Source organism: Paenibacillus xylanivorans, assembly GCF_001280595.1.
Taxonomy (GTDB): domain Bacteria; phylum Bacillota; class Bacilli; order Paenibacillales; family Paenibacillaceae; genus Paenibacillus; species Paenibacillus xylanivorans.
In genome coordinates this window covers 1-18,737 of sequence record NZ_LITU01000008.1, presented here as the reverse complement: position 1 = coordinate 18,737, position 18,737 = coordinate 1, and the positions used below count along the sequence as shown (strand labels likewise).

Sequence of the window (18,737 nt, the reverse complement as noted above, 5' to 3'; positions counted from 1 at the left end):
GCTTCACTCACTTCCGGTAGTGCGATAATAACCGATCCAGGTTATTCCGACCTCATTTTCTCAAAAGCCTCGTTATATTGCTCTGCTTCTTTAATATCTACAGATGTGATGCCACCTTCATCCCAAGATGTGAGACGTAGCGTGACCGTTGTATAGTCAATCGTAATAAAAGGGTGATGATTGAACGCTTCCGAAATCGCTGCGACCTCGTCCACAAATGCAATCCCTTTCATGTAGTTGGAAAATACGAACTTGCGGACAATCCATCGTCCCTCTTCCAGTTCCCAGCCTTCCAGCCTTCCCAGATGAGATTCAACTTCCTCTTGCGAAAAAACCATACGTTATCTTCCTCCCCATATGATGGCTCATCACAGACATGTCCATGCTGCCATCGAAACCTTTGGCGCTACCCATAGCAACCCAAACGAATAGGTCCACCGCCCTGCGGTTCGCCCGTTTCATGACTATCATCTTACCACGGACAAGCCTCAAATTCCAATAGTACAAATGGCGCTAGATCCACTAACCATAAGGCTTTAGGGAGATTCTCCAACTCCGGTTTCCATGCTAAATATCTTATGGAAGCCTACTAAATGAGCGGTACAAAAGTCAGCTCCTCTTCCCCAATTAAGATATGAATTCGGTGCTGATCCTTGTCATGAATGACCACTCCACTTCCTACCGGAATGACAGACTCCTCACCCAGCGCATAGAACAGATCCTCCGCCAACGCCTCATCCACTTCGAGTTGCTCTGTTACACCAAGGCGTGACCATTCTTCCTCATCCATTTCAAAGAAAACATAGCGGTCCGGTATTCGGCCTATAGCCTGTGTCAAATCTGTCAATATTCCTTCATAATCCCGTCCATGCTTTACGCCCATTGGCTTTTCACTCCTGTTTAGCCCCTAAGGAGCAGATTTGATCTTATTATACCTGAAAATAACCCTTAAAAAAAAAGGCCTTCTGGTCGATAAATACTATACATGACCGTTTTAACTGTTTCTGCAGCCCAAAGGGATGCCAAACATTAAACGGATTGCGGTGTAACGTTCGTCCGGAAGCCCGAATAAAGCCGCTTGAAAGGATTCAATTTTATCTCATGGATGAGGTGTATTATGGAAATTTCAACGATTATCGGACTAGTTTTAGGGCTGGTTTCACTTGTAGTGGGTATGTTCCTGAAGGGTGCGCCCCTTATCAACCTGGTTAACAACCCGGCAGCCTACGTTATTATTTTTGTTGGTACAGCAGCAACTATTTTCATGGCATTTCCTATGTCTGAAGTTAAAAAAATCCCCAAGCTTTTTGAGGTACTGTTCAAAAAGCAACAACTGATTGACCGTGTTTCTCTTATCGGCAAATTTATGGAATGGGCTTCCACTACCCGCCGTGAAGGTTTGCTTGCACTTGAATCGAAAGTCGAAGATATTGATGATCAGTTCCTGCGCGGCGGTATGCGTATGATTATTGACGGCAATGATCAGGAATTTGTAAGTGATGTACTCATGGAAGATATTCATGCAACAGAAGAGCGCCATCGTGGCGGTGCCTTAATCTTCGCTCAAGCGGGGATGTATGCACCGACGCTCGGGGTACTCGGGGCCGTTGTAGGTCTCATCGCAGCGCTTGCCGATCTCAGTGATATGGAAAAGCTCTCCCATGCGATTGCAGCGGCGTTTATCGCGACACTCCTCGGTATCTTTAGTGGTTACGTATTGTGGCATCCGATGTCCAACAAGCTGAAGCGGATGTCCAAGAAAGAGATGGAAATCAAACTGATGATGGTCGAAGGATTGTTATCGATACAATCTGGTGTATCCACCATTGCCATTAATCAAAAATTATCTGTATTCCTGACACCTTCCGAACGTAAGCAATTGGAAGAGAAGGAGGGCTCATCAGGTGAAAAAGACTAAAAAACACGAACCGCATGAAGAACATATAGACGAGAGCTGGTTGCTTCCCTATTCCGACTTGATGACGTTGTTGCTCGCTCTGTTTATCACCTTATTCTCTATGAGCTCTATAGATGCAACGAAGTTTGAACAGATGGCTTCAGCTCTGAGCAGCGCATTGAACGGGGGTTCGGGTGTACTGGATCATACCTCCATGAACCCTACAGAATCCACTACAGATTTGGGTAAAAATAAACAGCAGCCTGAAGAGATCACCAAGAAAACACCAGCTCAGATTACAGATGCGCAGATGGCTCAGAAAGAACAGGAAGATCTGGAGAAACTCAAGAAACGGCTTGATCAATATATTCAGAAAAATGGGCTTTCCGATCAGCTGAATACCAAGCTGAATCAGTCTGAGCTCAAGATAACGATCAGTGATAACGCCCTGTTCTCCTCAGGCCGGGCTGATGTTAAGCCCGAGTCACGCTCGCTGGCCAAAGCCATCTCTAGCATGCTGCAGGAATTCCCGGAATATGAAGTCGTTGTGTCCGGCCATACTGATAATGTTCCCATTTCGAACAGCCAATATAAGGATAACTGGGATTTGAGTGCTGATCGAGCACTGAATTTCCTCAAAATTCTGTTATTGAATGAGACGCTGGACCCTGCGAAGTTCACACCTAGCGGCTATGGAGAGTATCACCCAGTCGCTAGCAACCAAACTGATGCTGGAAGAGCTCAGAATCGCCGGGTAGAAGTTTCAATTATCCGGAAATACCAGAGTAACAACACGTCCGTGAAAGCAGTCGAACAAGGTAACTAACGGATCGTTCGTTGCGTTGTAACAAGCTCATGCGTAAGTCACTCTCCTTCATTAAAGGAGAGTGACTTTTTTCTATCCACTGATATTAACAAGAGCGGCTTCCCACAAGGGAAGCCGCTCTTTGACAATCATCATTTATTCCATCGTATAGTCCAGGAGACTGCTTAATTCCGATTTTTCTGCGGGCGTTAGTTCTCTCCAAGTCCCTGTGGCCTGTTCACCGAGATGAATATTCATAATTCGAATCCGCTTCAACTTCCGAACCTCATAGCCAAATGCACTGCACATCCGGCGAATTTGACGGTTTTTCCCCTCCGTCAGAATAATGCGGAACACCCGTTCTGATATGCGAGTCACCGTACAAGGCAACGTCATTTCACCAAGGATTTTGACGCCTGTGCTCATACCTCTCAAGAAACTTGGCGTTACCGCACGATCCACAGTGACAATATATTCTTTCTCATGGCGTCCTTCTGCCCTTAGAATCCGATTGACGATATCTCCGTCATTGGTCATCAGGATTAGACCTTCCGAATCCTTATCCAGACGGCCAATCGGGAAGATGCGCTCTTTGTGACCTACAAAATCAACGATATTACCTTGAATGTGGTGCTCGGTTGTACTCGTTATTCCGACAGGTTTATTGAGCGCAATATATACGTGTTTCCGTTTTTCCTTAATGGGTTGGCCATTAATTCGAACATCATCGCCATCTTCTGCTTGACTGCCCAGTTCTGCTGTCACTCCATTAATCGTTACTTTTCCGCTTTCGACCAATCGGTCGGCTTCCCGACGGGAACAAAAGCCTGTTTCACTGATAAATTTATTAATACGCAAAAGGTAATCTCACCTCATCTAATTCTCTTCGTTTGTAGGTTCATTGTCCGTATTATTCTCTTCCTCTACACTCTCCGGTTGCTGTTGAGAGGCAGGCAGATCGATAATGACAGTCGTCCCCTTGTTCATGACGCTTTTGATATCCATCATGCCCTTATGTGATTGAATAATGCGCTGGCTGACCATCAGGCCAAGCCCTGTTCCCGATTCCTTGCTTGTAAAGAATGGTTCCCCCAGCTTAGGCATCAATTCTTCTGGAATTCCAGTGCCTTCATCCTTAATTTCAATCCGAACCCGATTATTCTCTTCGTCATGATTGAGTTTAATTCGAATATTACCTCCGTCTGGCATGGCCTCCATGCCGTTCTTCAGCAAGTTAATAAAGACCTGCTTCAACTGGTTCTCTTCACAGTGTACCATAGCTGAGTCGGATGAAGCATTCAGTACAAATTCCACACCATGCAGATGCGCCTGGCTGTCCAGCAATGATATAACATCTCCCAGAATGAAGCGAATATCCCGTTCCTGAAAATGAACCGCCTGTGGTTTGGCCAGTATTAGAAACTCACCCACAATGAGATTAATTCGATCCAACTCAGACAGCATCAAATCCAAGTGACGATGATTAAGCTTATTCGTCTCTTGTTGGAGCTGGAGGAATCCACGCAGGGTTGTAAGCGGATTACGTATCTCGTGTGCAACCCCGGCTGCCAGCTGGCCTACCGTCGTCAGTTTCTCGGAACGTCTGAGCAGCTCCTCCATGCGGTTACGGCTGGTAATGTCTCTGGATACGCTAATCAGTGCCGTAATCTCGCCTGCTTCATCCCGGACTGGTGCTGTACTCACGCTAACTTCGACACGGCTGCCGTCCTTCTTCATCCATGTCGTTTCATTAGAGGTAATTGACAAGCCCTCAATCAGCTGGGCATGCTGCTCTCGCATCTCCTCTTCAGTTCCAGGAGGGATAATCTTCAATTGACGGCCTTCAACTTCACGACTGCGCCATCCATACAACTGCTCAAAGGCACGATTTACACGCAGTACATTTCCATCCAGATCCGTAATGTGTATCGCGTCTGCCGTTTGATTAATAATCGATTCCAAATGTTCTTTTACCGCCCGATTTTCTTCATACATCTGTTTCAGGCGATTCGTATAATGCCCCAAATTACGAATCATTGCATTAATACGATTGGCTAATTGGCCCAGTTCATCTTTCCTTCTCACTTTAAGACGAAAATCAAAATGACCGTCAGCCACATCATTCACTTTACCCAAAATAGATTGAATAGGACGCGTAATATATCCCGCAAGCAAATAGCTACCAAAGATCACAATCTCCAGTAAAACAAGTGAAATCGAGGCATGGCTAACCAACTGTTCAGATACCATGGAGGATATTTGCTTATAATCCATGACAATACTGATTACATAAGATGATTCATTTGGAGTGAATATAGGAATGAAACTTTTGAGCACCTTTTGTTCATGAGTTTCGCTGACAAAAGATACATTCTGCCCAGTACGAATTGCCCGTACGACCGCCTTGTGATCCTCTTCTGCGGCACCATATTGATATGTACCGAAACGAATAGGCCTGTTGTTCAGCTTGTTGTGGTTCGTATCCCTTCCGTCATTACTCATGCTCGAGCTACCGAAGGTCAATGGATTGATGCCTGTAATCTCCAGAATCGACGAATTAACTTCACGGATCTTATTCAAAATCTCATCTGGACCAGAGATCTTCACATAGCTGTCAACAGCGGCATTATTATAGAAGGGATTGATTATGTAATTCCTCTTCCCATCGTGATAGTAACCCCAGATATCAACATCCGACGGATTTGATGTAGAATATTCGAATCCATCCGACCAAAAATGGTCCAATTTCTGTCCCTGTGAAATCGTAACCTGATGATTTTCGAAAAGCTGTTTAAATGCCTGATACCAATACGTCATGGATCTAGTAGACAATCCAATCTCCTTTGGATCGGAAGATCGGGTTACAACAATATCATCAGCCGTCTGCTCCATCAACGAAATGTGGGAGACACCGACTTTTTCGCTCATGCGAACCAGATCTTCATTTGTGATATTATTAATATCCGGGTCCAATTCTTCCGCCGCCATTACAGAGGCCAACCACAGATTGTTCCCAATCTGTCGTTTTACATATTCTGAACTGGACTGACTCTGTTCGACAGCAATTGCAATCTGTTTGGCCGTAAGCACCATCTTGGTTTCGCTGTCCTGCCTTAAATTCTCTTCTGTAGTATAATAACTCAGTGCTATATTCAAAACTAATATGACGAGCACCGAGCACGACATAATCATGGATAATTTCGTTTTAATAGACAACTTTTTCGTTCACCTCTCGGCTTGTACCCTCTGGCGATATATGGCAAAACCTATATCCATCATAACTGTTGTATGTCTATTTGAAAAGGATAATTGACCCTCGTCCAAAAGTTACCGCTTGGCTGAAAAACGCGAATTCCATTGTATTTTGTCTTTTCCATGCCTACAATGGGAATAACCACCAAAAGTTATACACAAATCCACAGGCGTGTGGATAATATGTTCATAACTATGTGAGCAACTCGCTAGTTACCCACAGACTTATGCACAACATGTTAACAAACGAATGTCTGTTCGCCGCACAAATGCCCATTGGAAGGAGTTTTATATTTTAATGAAGGATGACATTCTCCAGCCTGATCTTTCGCATCTCTCGGAGGGGGCTCAACATGAGCACTGGATGCGTGAAGCCATTGCTGAAGCATACAAAGCGGAAGCACTTGGGGAAGTACCCATTGGGGCTGTAATTGTTCAACATAACCGCATTATTGGACGTGGTTATAACCTGCGTGAAACAACACTTGATTCCACAGCACATGCGGAGATGGTCGCCATCCGGCAGGCCAGTGAAGCCATCGGTGCTTGGCGACTGCTTGATTGCAGTTTGTACGTCACACTGGAGCCCTGCCCCATGTGTGCAGGTGCCATTGTGCAATCCAGAGTACCTCGAGTCATATATGGTACCGCTGACCCTAAGGCCGGCTGTGCGGGAACCCTGATGAATCTGCTGCAGGAACCTCGTTTTAATCACCGAACCGAAGTGGTTGCTGACATTCTGCAACTGGAGTGCTCCACCATGCTGACTCAGTTTTTCCGGCGTTTACGCAAAAAATAGAATCATACACCCATCAGGAAAGGAAGTGCATTCCATGCCGCTTACACTATACGACACACCGAAGGGAATAAGCCTCCGGTTACTTACTTCACAAGATACGGAAGCGTATCTTGCTCTTATTCAAAACACACGTCTTCCATACCAAGCTGTAGAGCCTGTTCGGGATGATGAATTCTATACGCTGCATGCGCAAACCAGACGCATTCAGGAGAGAATGCAGGCGGCCGAGGAAGGAACAGGGTATCAATTCGGAATTTTCACAATCGATGATGGTATTCTTATTGGCCAGGTTAGCTTGAACAATGTCGTTCAGGGCGTTGCCAATTATACAGATATGGGATACTTTATCCATCCTGACTATCAAGGCGGCGGACGAATGACAGCAGCTGTGAAGCTCGCTGTATCCTACGCCTTCCGTGCCCTGAAGTTAAATCGTGTTCAGGCGGCTATTCTGTTATCCAATACCGGTTCCAAACGTGTCCTGGAGAAAAACGGCTTTCAGGCTGAGGGCATTGCTCGTAAATATCTCAAGATTAACGGAGCGTATCAGGATCATCAGATCTACGCTGTACTCGCTGAAGACTTGGGTGAATCATTACAGTAATTGAACAGACCGTAGAACAACATACAAAGAGCCGCCGACCCTAAGGTCGAGCGGCTCTTTATTTTAACGAATGAATCGGAGAACTTAGTATCCGTAAGATGCGTTCATTAGTTCTTCAAACTCATCCATTGTAATAACGTCTTCGCCAGTAGGAATATTGATTTTGAATGCCGGCTTCTCGTTAATTTTGGTGTATGTGTTCGAACCAGTGAATGCAAGTTTAACTTCATCCTTGGTATCAGGTTGTTTAATCAACAGATCAGCAACCAATTTTTGATATACCGGGAAATCTTTTTTGTCCAAAGCAAAATCAATGTGGAACTGGTTAATGGTCAGTGTATCTTTCAATTGATCCAGATCTTTAGCCATTTCAGCTTGATCTGCTTCAGTGATTTTCAGATCCTCTTTAGCTTTGTCGATATCTGCCTGACTCATTTGCAACATGTCACGGTACTCTTCTTTAGAGATGATATCCAGTACTTTTGGCAATGCTTTGGTTACCAGAACAGTAACGGCTTCTTTCACATTGTCATTGTTGACCGAAAATTGAACGACTTGCTTGGCATCCAAACCTTCAGGAAGCTGTGCATCCTTCACGTCCAGGTTTTTAAAGAATTTATCCTGATCGTACTCGCTCAGAACCGCATCCATAACTTCATTGCTCAGCTTTTGTGTTTTCGCTGCATCCATAGCATCCGGGTTCCATTCCGTTCCTTCTTGCTCAGCCAGTTCTTTCAGATCCAGCTCCAGGAATTTACCAACAACCGTTTCCGGAATCGGGAAGAACGGAATACTTGGCACCTTAACATATAACTTCTCAGCGGTCATAACCATTGGAATGTTAAATGTCATACCCATATCGCCCTTAAGCTCAATGCCTACCGTCATTTCCGTCTGCATTGGCTCGCTTTGGTATACGCCAGTTACATTCAACTGGGCATCCTTCAGCATACTCATAAACTGAGACATCGTTGGATCCTGTTGTGACTCGTCTGCAGCTTTATAGCTCAATTCATTAATAGTGAAATTAGAACTCATCTCATACGAAGTCAGTTTGGAAGCATTGACTGCCGCCGTCTTCAATGCCTCTTTTGGCTCTTGCTTGCTACTACATGCTGTCAGTGCCATAGATACGGTTAACAGCAACGTAAGAAGAAGCGCCCCCATACGTTTAGTCATTTGTTTCTCTCCTCTCGTGATAACCCCAAAAAAATAATTCAATATCAATGATATACCATTTATTCTGAAACGGAAACACGATTTGGGAAATTTGTGATCTTCACTCTGTAAATTGGCTACAAAGACCTACGTAAGCTTTAAATATCAATGGTGCTCTCCATTAAATCATGTATGAACGCGCAAAAACCCCGGTTATTAACCGGAGTTATAGGAATTGTTATGCATTTTTAATATGTGCTGAAGAGCGGAATAATCTTTCCTTTACCCTACTTAGCCCTGAGGATTGTGATGATCCACATGGTTCTGGTTTTTCACTTTTTTGGAGCCTGACAACGGTTCCTGCATGGAAGAATGCTTTTCAGGCTTTCGGTGTTGCTCAGCAGCCTGGGCTTCAGGCACAGGTGTTGTTTTGGGTTTGCTCATGTTGTTCCCCCCTTTTCGTTGGATTAGGAATGGGACGGATCCATATCTTCCGTTTTGTCATGATTCATGGAATCCTGGTGCCGACGGTCATTCGAGTCCTGTTGAATCTGTTGGGCATGGTGACTATTCACAGGTATCTGATCCAGATCGGCGACTACATTTTGCAAGTTTTTATCTGTTCCAGCTTTGGCTTTGCTCACGTATTACCACTCCTTTGACTTCTGCCTACTGTCTGGTTTTGGGTTGCAACGACTGGGCGCATTCATGAATATGACGCGTGTAGTCCTGAGCCAATTCCTGAATGGGCTCTGTCCGCTCATCCGTAGTCCTGCCATCACGTTCCACATCAATCAGCTGCACATTGACTTCACGAGAATCGACATAGGCACACTTGAAATCAAAAGAGTACATCTGGTGTCCCGCTGTTGCGATGTGAATTCGAATAGCCTGTTGATCAGCCTCGTCAGCCATAACCTGAGCCTGATCTCCGACATTTAGAACTTCGGGCAACCTCTCCTGCCAAGCACCTACAAGCTCCGTCTGATCTATGTTTAAATCGCGGTTCATCTTACCACCTCCACTCTTATATAAAGTGCGGCGATTCGGATGTTTTTATGCATCACACAGATATTGAAACAAACTGAATTTCTTTCGTAAACATGCTCTGGAAATACAGCGTTTGTACGACTGCGCTAGATGTATAAATATATGCAAAAAAGGACCCGAGCTTATCGCTCGAATCCTTATTATAAGTGTAGTATGGCGGAGAGGGTGGGATTCGAACCCACGTGGAGTTGCCCCCTAACGGTTTTCAAGACCGCCCCGTTATGACCGCTTCGGTACCTCTCCAGGACATTAACTTTTATAAACTTGCCAACGAAATTGATCATAACATAATTGTATGCCAAAAAGCAACCTTTTTATAAGAATTTATATATCCATTTTATCAAGAAGGGAATACCCCATACTAAATAAAAGTACACAGTGCTATCTGACGATTAAAATTGATGTTCAGAATCTGTTCAGCCCTGCCCTATATAATTAAATGTAGACTTTTTCATGATGGGGTGATGGATTGTTTATAGGTGTGTATCGCAAAAATGACCCTTTGAACACGTTGCCAGAGGAGCGAATCAGCCAATTGATTTCGGAGGGAATGAAAAAGGGAGCGAGTGTTTTCTTTTTTGATGCCAGCCGCATTGATATGGAACAGGAATTAATTCATGGTACCTTCCTGGAGGGAAATTCATGGATTTTAAGGAATGTCTCCCTCCCAGACGTGGTGCTTAATGAAGCACCTGATCCTGTTAAGAGCAGGCCTGAATGTGAGAACTGGCTGCGCCGGAGGGTCCCCTTTACAACATTTCTGATTCACGGAAAAAACGACATTCAGAGGAAACTGGAACCTCTCTTTAAAGATCACCTCATTCCGACGGAATGCTTGCTGGATCTGAATCAATTCCTTGCTTATTTGGATGTTCACGGAGAAGTTTTAGTTAAACCTGATCAAGGACGCCGAGGCAATGCCATTTTCACAGTCAAAAAGATAAACGATCGCTACGTAACGCGTCAGCAAAACGAAGCCATCTTGCTTGATTATTCTGGTTTACAGGAAGTTTTGCAGGAAAAGCTCGCTCAAAGCTCCTATATTATTCAGCCCTACATTCCGTGCCTGACCGAAAAGGGAGAAGTTGTTGATTTCCGAATACATATTCAGCGCGATGGAACGGGACGATGGGCCCTGACCAGGATGTATGCCCGCATTGGGATTACGGATTCCATCATCAGCAATATAAGTAAAGGTGGTCGCATTGAGGATGCAGCTGATATGTTCTATCGTTTATTCCCGGATCATGCGGATCAGCTCAGCGGTGAAATGGAGCGGCTAGCTATTCGTATGGCGGAGGCAATTAACCGTTCATATTCCTTTCTCATTGATGAGCTTGGCATGGATTTTATCGTGACTCCGGCAGGCCGAATACTGTTTTTAGAAGCTAATATTAGCCCCCAAACACAGTTTCATGAACAGGCACGAGCAGAAAGAGCCATTGAATATGCGCAATATGTAGCTAAAGCCGGACAAGTAGCACCCCATCCCGTTATTGCCATGCTAACCAATGACCCCAGTGATAAGCAACTCGCGGCTGCCTGTGCGTATTCAGCAAAGTGGAATAATGCAGCTTTCTATTATTTTGCTCCACACGATGTTCATGCGGAATTGCGCTATATCAAAGGATACGTCCTGGAAGACGGGGAGTGGGAAGCACGGTATTGCCCCTTCCCCGATGTGGTCTATGACAGATTGAAAGCACGTGGAAATACAATTTACAGTGATGTATACGAGGCTTTAAGACATGTGCCTTTCACTGATGAACGAAACGGAGGTTCCTTTAGCAAGAAAAAGATATACGAAATACTTGAAGACAATGCAGAGCTCGCTTCCTATCTAATCCCGTATAGTGCCGTAGAAAGAGTTCAAGAGATTTTGGCTTTCATTGATACTTATGGGACTTCCATCATTAAGCCCTCTATAGGCTCATTCGGTAATGGAATTATCGTTGTTCAACGTGAACAGGATGGCTTCGCCGTAAAAGCTCACGAGCATGTTCACAAAATAAATGATGAGGAGTTCGGGCAACTGATCTTCATGCTTGCGTCCAAAAAGGGGTTTATTATTCAAAAGTTTATTCGAAGCGAGACCCGGAACAGACTTCCTTTTCATATAAGACTGCATTTGGTCCAGAACGGAAGCGGGAAATGGTCATTCATTTCTGCATTTCCTTTTCTCTCTACTCAAAGCGAGCATAAGGTTGTCAACCACGCCGGGTCACTACGTGCATTTACGACATGGGACTGGCTATCTCGGCATGAGTTCCCTCAAAAGGAAGAAGTCATGCTAACGAGACTGCAACAGATGGCGATCATGACGGCTAATCATATTGCTGGCCATGTGAAGGAGCGGATCTGTGAGGTGGGCATTGATGTAGGGATCGATTCGTTGGGTGAGATTTGGATTTTTGAAGTGAATATGAACAAAATCGGTTCTACGCATAGGGAGTTTGAAGTCGCACAGCATATGATTCCGTTTGCTCTTTCTTTGCGTTAGTTCGACATTTAATAAGGAGTGGAAAAGATGGAAAAGAAAAGAAAGAATGTACATCAGCAAATGCTTAAAGCCGGAAACGCTAGAAAACGTGCCGTTAAGACGACCGTATTGGCTGCAGGCCTAATGACACATGTATTGGCGGGTAACGCCATTGACTATAAAGCTGACGACGTATACAAGGGAGATTCGATTAGCTATTTTCAGCATTTCTTCGGAATGGAGAAAGCGTCGGCAGATCCTGATGATATTGGGTACCTCCTTCGAACCGAAACAGGCAGTAACCACAGACGAAGCACTTATGATCCTGGTTCGTGCGCTGCGCTCCATAGAATACGTGAACTAATATATTATGCGTTCGCATAGGTAATGATTATAGCTAACATAAAGTCGTTATAAGCAATAAACTACAAAAAACCGTCTCCTTGTGAACATGGAAAGTTCTAAATTTCCATTTGTCAGGAGACGGTTTTTATTTCATTCATTTAATTGAACTTCCTAGGAACGACGTGCGATCACGCTGACTCCGCCCATGTAAGGACGCAGTGCTTCAGGAATAACCACTGTTCCATCTTCTTGTTGGTAGTTCTCCAGTATAGCAGCAACTGTACGCCCCACTGCCAGTCCTGAACCATTTAACGTATGAACAAATTCCGGTTTCGCTTTTGGCTCTCTACGGAAACGGATATTAGCCCGACGTGCTTGGAAGTCTTCACAGTTGGAGCAAGACGAGATTTCACGATACGTATTGCTTTCCGGCAACCAGACCTCAATGTCATACGTTTTGGCAGACGTGAAACCCATATCTGCTGTACACAACGTCAGAACACGGTAAGGCAGCCCCAATAATTGAAGCACACGTTCCGCATTTTGAGTCATGTTCTCCAATTCCTCATAAGAGGTCTCAGGAGAAGACAATTTCAACAACTCCACTTTATTGAACTGGTGCTGACGAATCAAGCCGCGTGTATCCCGTCCAGCAGAACCTGCTTCGGATCGGAAACAAGAGCTGTATGCTACAAAGTGCTTCGGCAGTTGGTCTGCATTTAGAATCTCTTCACGATGATAGTTCGTTACCGGAACTTCAGCGGTAGGTATCAAATAGTACTCGGTATCTTTCAGCTTGAACAGGTCTTCCTCGAACTTCGGCAGTTGGCCCGTTCCAAACAAGCTGTCGCGGTTTACGATGTATGGAGGCAAAATCTCTTCGTATCCATGCTGATCGCTGTGCAGATCCATCATAAAGTTGATCAAAGCGCGTTCCAAACGGGCACCCAGCCCTTTATAAAAGGTGAAACGGGAGCCTGTTACTTTAGCAGCCGCTTCGAAATCAAGAATATCGAGATCCTGTGCAATTTCCCAGTGTGCTTTTGGTGTAAATGAAAATGCCTTCGGCTCTTCCCAACGACGAATCTCCACATTATCATCTTCGGATGCACCAACAGGTACACTCTCGTTAGGGATGTTCGGAATCGCCATAGTCAGATCGTTGATTTTCACTTCCAACTCACGCACTTCTTCATCCATTGCTTTGATCCGATCGGAGACTTCACGCATCTCAAGGATCAACTCGTCCGCATTTTCACCACTCTTTTTAAGCTTGGCAACTTCTCCGGATACCGTATTCCGGCGACTTTTCAGGTTTTCACTCTCTTGCAGCAACTCGCGACGCTTGGCATCCATGTCCGTGAACCCGGCGATTAGATCCAGCGATTTGCCACGTTTCGTCAACGCTTCTTCAACACGTGCGTACTCATTCCGCAATATTTTCACATCAAGCACTAGATACCCCTCCTAAGTAACACCACAAAGTAGAAACCTTCCTTACGAACTCATTCCAAAGCTTTGCGGCCCCGTATAATTTCATCATTCTTCAATGTTAAAAAACAACCTATGCCCTCCGGCGCTACCCTACGCCGTGATTCCCGCTTTGGAAGCAGATACGGGCTACAGCAGGCATCTGACCAGACAGTACCGAGCCAGCAAGCCTTGTGAGCCTCTGGAGGACTGATCCGATTCACCGGCAGATCATAGGTTTGTATATTAATCACTATTGGTTCTGTACAGGCTGTTTATACGACCTAGCCATGTCTACAAAGTAAGCATGCAGTCGATAATCATCTGTCAGTTCAGGATGATAGGAGCAAGCCAGCAGATGCCCCTGGCGAGCAGTAACAATCTCATCCTTGTAAATGGAGAGAACCTCTACCTCTTCCCCCACACTCTCAATCAGGGGTGCTCGTATGAACACAGCCCTTACCGTCTCCTCAATGCCTTTTACCGGGAGATCCGTTTCAAAGCTTTCCCTCTGCCGTCCAAAAGCATTTCTGGAGACGGTCATATCCATTAGCTCCAGATGAGCTTCCTCTTGTCCTGCAATATGTTTAGCCATAACAATCAAACCAGCACAGGTGCCGAATACCGGTTTCCCCTCAGCAGCGAATGCCCGAATGGCTTCCATGAAACCATATTTGCGCATCAGTTTACCAATCGTAGTACTCTCGCCGCCAGGAAGAATCAACCCATTCAGCTCCTCGAGTTGCTGAACCTGTTTGATCGCCAATCCTTCTGCTCCGGCCCGTTCAATACTACGAATATGCTCGGTGACTGCCCCTTGAAGTGCTAATACGCCGATCTTCATTTAAAATCCACCTTTCTCTTACCAGCCGCGATTCTGCATGCGCTCGGAAGGTGCAAGTTTGAAATTGGTACGGATCATGGAAGCCCCTTCACCGATCCGGCGCAACGCTTCACCCAAGACCTTGGCTTCAACGTAATGTCCGATCCGAGCTTTGGCACCTCTTTTAATGCGTGCTATTCCCGCTTCCATACCCCAACCCTATCGTAATGGATGTGTCGTTCTTGTCCATGAACAGGATTTGGAATATGCAGTGTCAGTTAGAAGAACAATAGACTTTTTAACTGATTCGTACGTAGAATTCTAACTTGATATTTTACCGGAAAAATTGTAAATATACAATCCATCAGGTCGGAATTACTTGGATTTTGTCAATGGCCTAACGACACTATACTAATAATGTCATATTACCGCGTCTTCTTTCGAACCTTGTCTATTAGAACAGGTTTTTAATGCCATCAAACAGATCAACGAAGAAATCTTTCACTGCACGGAAGAAGAGACGGAACCAACCGCCTTTTTCAGCTTCTTCTGCGGTAATGAGATTCACTGTCTTCTCCTGAGGTTCGATTCCGTCCGCTTTATACGTATAAGTAACCGTCCCAACTTTGGTTCCGGCCTTGATTGGAGCAACCAGCTTATCAGCTTCAGTTACATTGGCTTTAAAAGTGACATCCAAGTTTTGAGTACCTTTGGGTACAACGAAACTAACAGCATTATCAGTCACTACAGGTACTGTCGTTTCCGTCCCTTTTTTCAAAGGTACAGCTTCCCAGCCTGTGACTTTAGTTTTGGCAGCAACCGCCTGTTTAACTTCAAAGTTGTTATAACCGTAATCCAATACTTTCTTCGTTTCTCTGAAACGCGCCGGCTCTGAATCCGTACCCATAACCACACTAATCAGACGCATGCCATCACGTTCAGCCGTTCCTGTAAAGTTATTCCCTGCGTTCGTGGTATGGCCTGTTTTCATCCCGTCCAGACCCTCGTAGGCATAGCTTTTGAAATTGGTTATATTTTTATTCGCTTCCAGCATCCAGTTATAGTTAATAATTGGATCTTTGTCATTGGGACGAAATTTATAGGATTGAATTGTTGTAAAATCTTTGTAGTCCGGGTGGTCCCTGATGATATATCTGCACAAAATGGCTGCATCTCGTGCCGACATAACGATTTCTTTATCTTCAGTTGGACGGAAATCCGCAGGCATATCCGCACGATCCAGACCTGTGGAGTTGATGAAATAGCTATCTTTCATTCCCATACGCTTCGCTTCATCATTCATCATTTTCACAAAAGCTTCCTCGGAACCAGCGATGTGTTCAGCCAAAGCTACTGTAGCATCATTGGCTGATCCTACAGCCATGGCGATGTATAGTTCCTTAATAGTATGCTGATCACCTTCAGCGAGGAAAATTCGAGAGCCAACACTTTGCGCTGCATTCTTTTTGACTGTAACGACATCATCCCAGCTAAATTTCCCTTGTTTGACCTGCTCAGCCACAATATACTCTGTCATCATTTTCGTCATACTGGCAGGCGGCATTGCTTTATCGGCATTAACATTGAGTAGAATCTGACCCGTTGAGGCTTCCATCAGCACGGCTGACTTAACATCGAGTCCCAGTGAGTCTGCCGAAGGAATGTCCACGGCTTTTTCTGTTTTCGTTGTTGTAGCAGCAGCGGTCAACACCTGTCCTGAATCATTTGCAGCAGCCATAACAGGCATTACCGCAGACATGCAGAGCATATTAATCAGCATAACCGAGGCTACGCTCTTTTTGAGCATTTGACGTTTTTTCTTATTCATTTTTTTGGCTTTCAATGATGAATACTCCCTTCGGTCCGAAGCTTTCTATTGTGTGCTTCAGTGCAGCTTGAGCTGCGATATTTTCTTAGTCCCTATCAGGTGAAGATGATGTGTGAGATGTGTAGTATATGCGCTGTATCGAAAGAGCAATGTCATTGCTCCTATAGTTCGAATCGATTGTCACTTAGTTAGCATTAAATGAAATGCTTATGTAAAAGGACGTCCGCGCTTATTTTTTAGCTGGGCAACCCTCTTCTATCACTCAAAATTCATTGTCAGAAGTAGTTTCATAGACTCACGTCAAAAAACCGCCGCAACGCCCTAATCCATTAAAGGATCATCACCGCTTGTTCTATTCTATCACAGGGGTATCCGCAAAAAAAGACAGGCCCGGCGAAAATCGCCAAGCCTGCCCTGGAAATAATTAACACAATTCAGATTACAACGAGTAGTTAGGTGCTTCTTTCGTAATCTGTACGTCATGCGGATGGCTCTCACGAAGTCCCGCACCTGTAATACGAATGAATTGAGTGTTGTTACGAAGCTGCTCCAAACTACTTGTACCACAGTATCCCATACCTGAACGTAGACCACCAATCAACTGATGGATGGTGTCAGATAATGGCCCTTTGTAAGCAACACGTCCCTCAATTCCTTCCGGAACCAGTTTCTTGTCATCATCCTGGAAGTAACGATCTTTACTTCCTTGTTTCATCGCAGCCATTGAACCCATACCACGGTATACTTTGTAGCTACGTCCTTGGAAGATTTCCGTTTCTCCCGGGCTTTCTGCCGTACCTGCAAACAGGCTTCCCAGCATAACTGCATGAGCACCTGCAGCAAGAGCCTTGGTAATCTCACCAGAGTACTTGATGCCACCGTCAGCAATGATTGGTACGCCATATTCACGTGCTACATTTGCACAATCGTATACTGCTGTAACTTGAGGAACACCGATACCAGCAATTACACGAGTTGTGCAGATGGAACCTGGACCAATTCCTACTTTGACAACCGAAGCTCCTGCTTCGATCAGTTCACGGGTTGCATCGCCTGTAGCAACGTTACCTGCAACAATCGTAAGGTTCGGGAAACGCTCGCGTAGCTGACGAACCGCATCAATGATGTTAATGTGATGTCCGTGTGCCGAGTCTACCGTAATCAGGTCAACACCGGCTTGAACCAATGCATCAGCACGTTCAAAGGTATCTTTGGAAATCCCGATCGCTGCGCCAACCAGCAAACGTCCTTGTGCATCTTTAGCTGCGCTAGGGAATTGAATCGCTTTTTCGATATCTTTAATAGTAATGAGGCCTTTCAGTGTGTTAGACTCATCTACTAATGGAAGTTTCTCGATTTTATGCTTCTGGAGAATGCCTTCTGCTTCTTGCAGTGTAGTACCTACAGGAGCAGTAACCAAATTCTCACGAGTCATGACTTCGCTGATTTTAATGGAGAAGTCGTGGATGAAACGCAAGTCACGATTCGTCAGGATACCAACAAGCTTTTGATCTCCTTCAACAATCGGTACACCGGAAATGCGATATTTTGCCATAACCGACTCTGCATCAGAAACCAGATGTTCCGCTGTCAATGAGAACGGGTTGGTAATAACACCACTCTCCGACCGCTTAACCCGATCCACTTCCTCCGCTTGCTGCTCAACAGACATATTTTTATGGATGATACCAATACCGCCTTCACGGGCAATGGCAATAGCCAATGTCGCTTCAGTAACAGTATCCATACCAGCACTAATCAAAGGAATATTCAGTTTAACGCTGTCACTCAAACGAACAGATACGTCCACTTCTTTAGGCAGTGTCTCGGATTTCCGGGGCACCAGCAATACATCGTCGAAGGTAAAACCTTCCTTACCAAATTTATCTTCCCACACGCGGGCGTTCCTCCTTATGTTTGCTCAGCTTTACGGTCCAAAACCCGAAGATCCCAGGCTGTATTTTATGCCGAAAATACGTTTTCTGAAAAATTTATTATTGCCATCTTAGCAAAGCGTTATTTAGACTGTCAAGGGAAAGTCCCTGGTTATATTAGGTGTATTGCCTGATGAATACAACTGTATTTCTCATACGGACAGGTTCATTCTATATATAGAAAACGCCCCTCATATCGAGGTGGCGTTTTCTATGTTAAGTCATATAGTTCCCTTTATCCAAGCTAATAGTTAATTCTAATTTTCTTATTTATAAACAAATAAAAACCACCA

General features: G+C 44.8%; 18 protein-coding genes, 1 tRNA gene and 1 pseudogene. 6 read left to right on the top strand and 14 right to left on the bottom strand.

The window, feature by feature from the left end; all coding sequences use genetic code 11:
* Positions 1-41 precede the first annotated feature (41 nt).
* Together AMS66_RS00835 and AMS66_RS00830 are read right to left on the bottom strand one after the other, a co-directional pair.
* Complete coding sequence (locus AMS66_RS00835; protein ID WP_053779033.1) at positions 42-338, bottom strand: 4a-hydroxytetrahydrobiopterin dehydratase; 297 nt, start codon at positions 336-338, stop codon at positions 42-44.
* 251 nt (positions 339-589) lie between these two features.
* Positions 590-883: a hypothetical protein gene (locus tag AMS66_RS00830; protein ID WP_024628802.1), complete on the bottom strand. Its 294-nt coding sequence runs from the start codon at positions 881-883 to the stop codon at positions 590-592.
* Positions 884-1,117: 234 nt separating this feature from the next.
* Here AMS66_RS00830 and motA point away from each other — a divergent pair, with 234 nt between their 5' ends.
* Positions 1,118-1,918, top strand: a complete 801-nt coding sequence (gene motA / locus AMS66_RS00825; RefSeq protein ID WP_053779032.1) for a flagellar motor stator protein MotA — start codon at positions 1,118-1,120, stop codon at positions 1,916-1,918.
* Entirely contained in the window at positions 1,905-2,723 is an 819-nt protein-coding gene (gene motB / locus AMS66_RS00820; protein ID WP_053779031.1) for a flagellar motor protein MotB, read from the top strand. The genes motA and motB overlap by 14 nt, the downstream gene beginning before the upstream one ends.
* Before the next feature lie 135 nt (positions 2,724-2,858).
* On the opposite strand, the gene rluF is transcribed toward motB, so the two are convergent.
* Positions 2,859-3,560 carry a 23S rRNA pseudouridine(2604) synthase RluF gene (gene rluF / locus AMS66_RS00815; RefSeq protein WP_053779030.1) on the bottom strand — a complete coding sequence of 234 codons (702 nt, stop codon included), beginning with the start codon at positions 3,558-3,560 and terminating at the stop codon, positions 2,859-2,861.
* 18 nt (positions 3,561-3,578) lie between these two features.
* Positions 3,579-5,918, bottom strand: a complete 2,340-nt coding sequence (locus tag AMS66_RS00810) for a PAS domain S-box protein (RefSeq protein ID WP_053779029.1) — start codon at positions 5,916-5,918, stop codon at positions 3,579-3,581.
* A 334-nt stretch (positions 5,919-6,252) separates the two neighbouring features.
* Between AMS66_RS00810 and tadA the strand changes: the two genes are divergently transcribed.
* On the top strand, positions 6,253-6,753 hold the full coding sequence (gene tadA, locus AMS66_RS00805) for a tRNA adenosine(34) deaminase TadA (RefSeq protein ID WP_053779028.1): 501 nt from the start codon (positions 6,253-6,255) through the stop codon (positions 6,751-6,753).
* A 34-nt stretch (positions 6,754-6,787) separates the two neighbouring features.
* The gene (locus AMS66_RS00800; RefSeq protein ID WP_053779027.1) at positions 6,788-7,357 is read left to right on the top strand and encodes a GNAT family N-acetyltransferase; all 570 of its coding nucleotides are present in this window, start codon (positions 6,788-6,790) and stop codon (positions 7,355-7,357) included.
* An 84-nt stretch (positions 7,358-7,441) separates the two neighbouring features.
* Here AMS66_RS00800 and AMS66_RS00795 read toward each other — a convergent pair whose 3' ends face one another.
* The 5 genes from AMS66_RS00795 to AMS66_RS00780 all read right to left on the bottom strand — a co-directional run bounded on the left by AMS66_RS00795 (position 7,442) and on the right by AMS66_RS00780 (position 9,808).
* Complete coding sequence (locus tag AMS66_RS00795) at positions 7,442-8,536, bottom strand: hypothetical protein (RefSeq protein WP_053779026.1); 1,095 nt, start codon at positions 8,534-8,536, stop codon at positions 7,442-7,444.
* 270 nt (positions 8,537-8,806) lie between these two features.
* On the bottom strand, positions 8,807-8,959 hold the full coding sequence (locus tag AMS66_RS00790) for a small acid-soluble spore protein P (RefSeq protein ID WP_053779025.1): 153 nt from the start codon (positions 8,957-8,959) through the stop codon (positions 8,807-8,809).
* A gap of 23 nt (positions 8,960-8,982) precedes the next feature.
* Positions 8,983-9,159 (bottom strand): hypothetical protein, encoded by a 177-nt coding sequence (locus tag AMS66_RS32925; RefSeq protein ID WP_173405207.1) that lies wholly within the window; start codon positions 9,157-9,159, stop codon positions 8,983-8,985.
* Between the two features lie 25 nt (positions 9,160-9,184).
* Complete coding sequence (locus AMS66_RS00785) at positions 9,185-9,526, bottom strand: hypothetical protein (RefSeq protein ID WP_053779024.1); 342 nt, start codon at positions 9,524-9,526, stop codon at positions 9,185-9,187.
* Between the two features lie 193 nt (positions 9,527-9,719).
* Positions 9,720-9,808 (bottom strand) — tRNA-Ser (locus AMS66_RS00780).
* A 226-nt stretch (positions 9,809-10,034) separates the two neighbouring features.
* On the opposite strand from AMS66_RS00780, the gene AMS66_RS00775 reads away from it, so the two are divergent.
* A complete protein-coding gene (locus AMS66_RS00775) occupies positions 10,035-12,065 on the top strand; it encodes a YheC/YheD family protein (protein ID WP_053779023.1) in 2,031 nt (676 codons plus the stop codon).
* 27 nt (positions 12,066-12,092) lie between these two features.
* Entirely contained in the window at positions 12,093-12,428 is a 336-nt protein-coding gene (locus AMS66_RS00770; RefSeq protein ID WP_053779022.1) for a hypothetical protein, read from the top strand.
* A 132-nt stretch (positions 12,429-12,560) separates the two neighbouring features.
* On the opposite strand, the gene serS is transcribed toward AMS66_RS00770, so the two are convergent.
* The 5 genes and pseudogenes from serS to guaB all read right to left on the bottom strand — a co-directional run bounded on the left by serS (position 12,561) and on the right by guaB (position 18,407).
* Positions 12,561-13,844, bottom strand: coding sequence for a serine--tRNA ligase (gene serS / locus AMS66_RS00765; RefSeq protein ID WP_053779021.1), 1,284 nt, complete (start codon positions 13,842-13,844; stop codon positions 12,561-12,563).
* A 268-nt stretch (positions 13,845-14,112) separates the two neighbouring features.
* The gene (gene pdxT / locus AMS66_RS00760) at positions 14,113-14,703 is read right to left on the bottom strand and encodes a pyridoxal 5'-phosphate synthase glutaminase subunit PdxT (protein WP_053779020.1); all 591 of its coding nucleotides are present in this window, start codon (positions 14,701-14,703) and stop codon (positions 14,113-14,115) included.
* Positions 14,704-14,769: 66 nt separating this feature from the next.
* Positions 14,770-14,859 (bottom strand): annotated as a pseudogene (locus tag AMS66_RS34610) (pyridoxal 5'-phosphate synthase lyase subunit PdxS); the annotation flags it as partial.
* A gap of 277 nt (positions 14,860-15,136) precedes the next feature.
* Positions 15,137-16,510 carry a D-alanyl-D-alanine carboxypeptidase family protein gene (locus tag AMS66_RS00755; protein ID WP_181014077.1) on the bottom strand — a complete coding sequence of 458 codons (1,374 nt, stop codon included), beginning with the start codon at positions 16,508-16,510 and terminating at the stop codon, positions 15,137-15,139.
* Between the two features lie 439 nt (positions 16,511-16,949).
* Positions 16,950-18,407, bottom strand: coding sequence for an IMP dehydrogenase (gene guaB, locus AMS66_RS00750; RefSeq protein ID WP_053779018.1), 1,458 nt, complete (start codon positions 18,405-18,407; stop codon positions 16,950-16,952).
* Positions 18,408-18,737 lie beyond the last annotated feature (330 nt).

What these genes read in the sequence shown, in the direction of transcription:
- AMS66_RS00830 (WP_024628802.1), bottom strand. Translation starts at nt 883, where the DNA reads ATGGGCGTAAAGCATGGACGGGATTATGAAGGAATATTGACAGATTTG.
- AMS66_RS00770 (WP_053779022.1), top strand. Translation starts at nt 12,093, where the DNA reads ATGGAAAAGAAAAGAAAGAATGTACATCAGCAAATGCTTAAAGCCGGA.
- AMS66_RS00790 (WP_053779025.1), bottom strand. Translation starts at nt 8,959, where the DNA reads ATGAGCAAACCCAAAACAACACCTGTGCCTGAAGCCCAGGCTGCTGAG.
- AMS66_RS00785 (WP_053779024.1), bottom strand. Translation starts at nt 9,526, where the DNA reads ATGAACCGCGATTTAAACATAGATCAGACGGAGCTTGTAGGTGCTTGG.
- AMS66_RS00795 (WP_053779026.1), bottom strand. Translation starts at nt 8,536, where the DNA reads ATGACTAAACGTATGGGGGCGCTTCTTCTTACGTTGCTGTTAACCGTA.
- pdxT (WP_053779020.1), bottom strand. Translation starts at nt 14,703, where the DNA reads ATGAAGATCGGCGTATTAGCACTTCAAGGGGCAGTCACCGAGCATATT.
- AMS66_RS00800 (WP_053779027.1), top strand. Translation starts at nt 6,788, where the DNA reads ATGCCGCTTACACTATACGACACACCGAAGGGAATAAGCCTCCGGTTA.
- AMS66_RS00835 (WP_053779033.1), bottom strand. Translation starts at nt 338, where the DNA reads ATGGTTTTTTCGCAAGAGGAAGTTGAATCTCATCTGGGAAGGCTGGAA.
- tadA (WP_053779028.1), top strand. Translation starts at nt 6,253, where the DNA reads ATGAAGGATGACATTCTCCAGCCTGATCTTTCGCATCTCTCGGAGGGG.
- motA (WP_053779032.1), top strand. Translation starts at nt 1,118, where the DNA reads ATGGAAATTTCAACGATTATCGGACTAGTTTTAGGGCTGGTTTCACTT.
- AMS66_RS00755 (WP_181014077.1), bottom strand. Translation starts at nt 16,510, where the DNA reads ATGAATAAGAAAAAACGTCAAATGCTCAAAAAGAGCGTAGCCTCGGTT.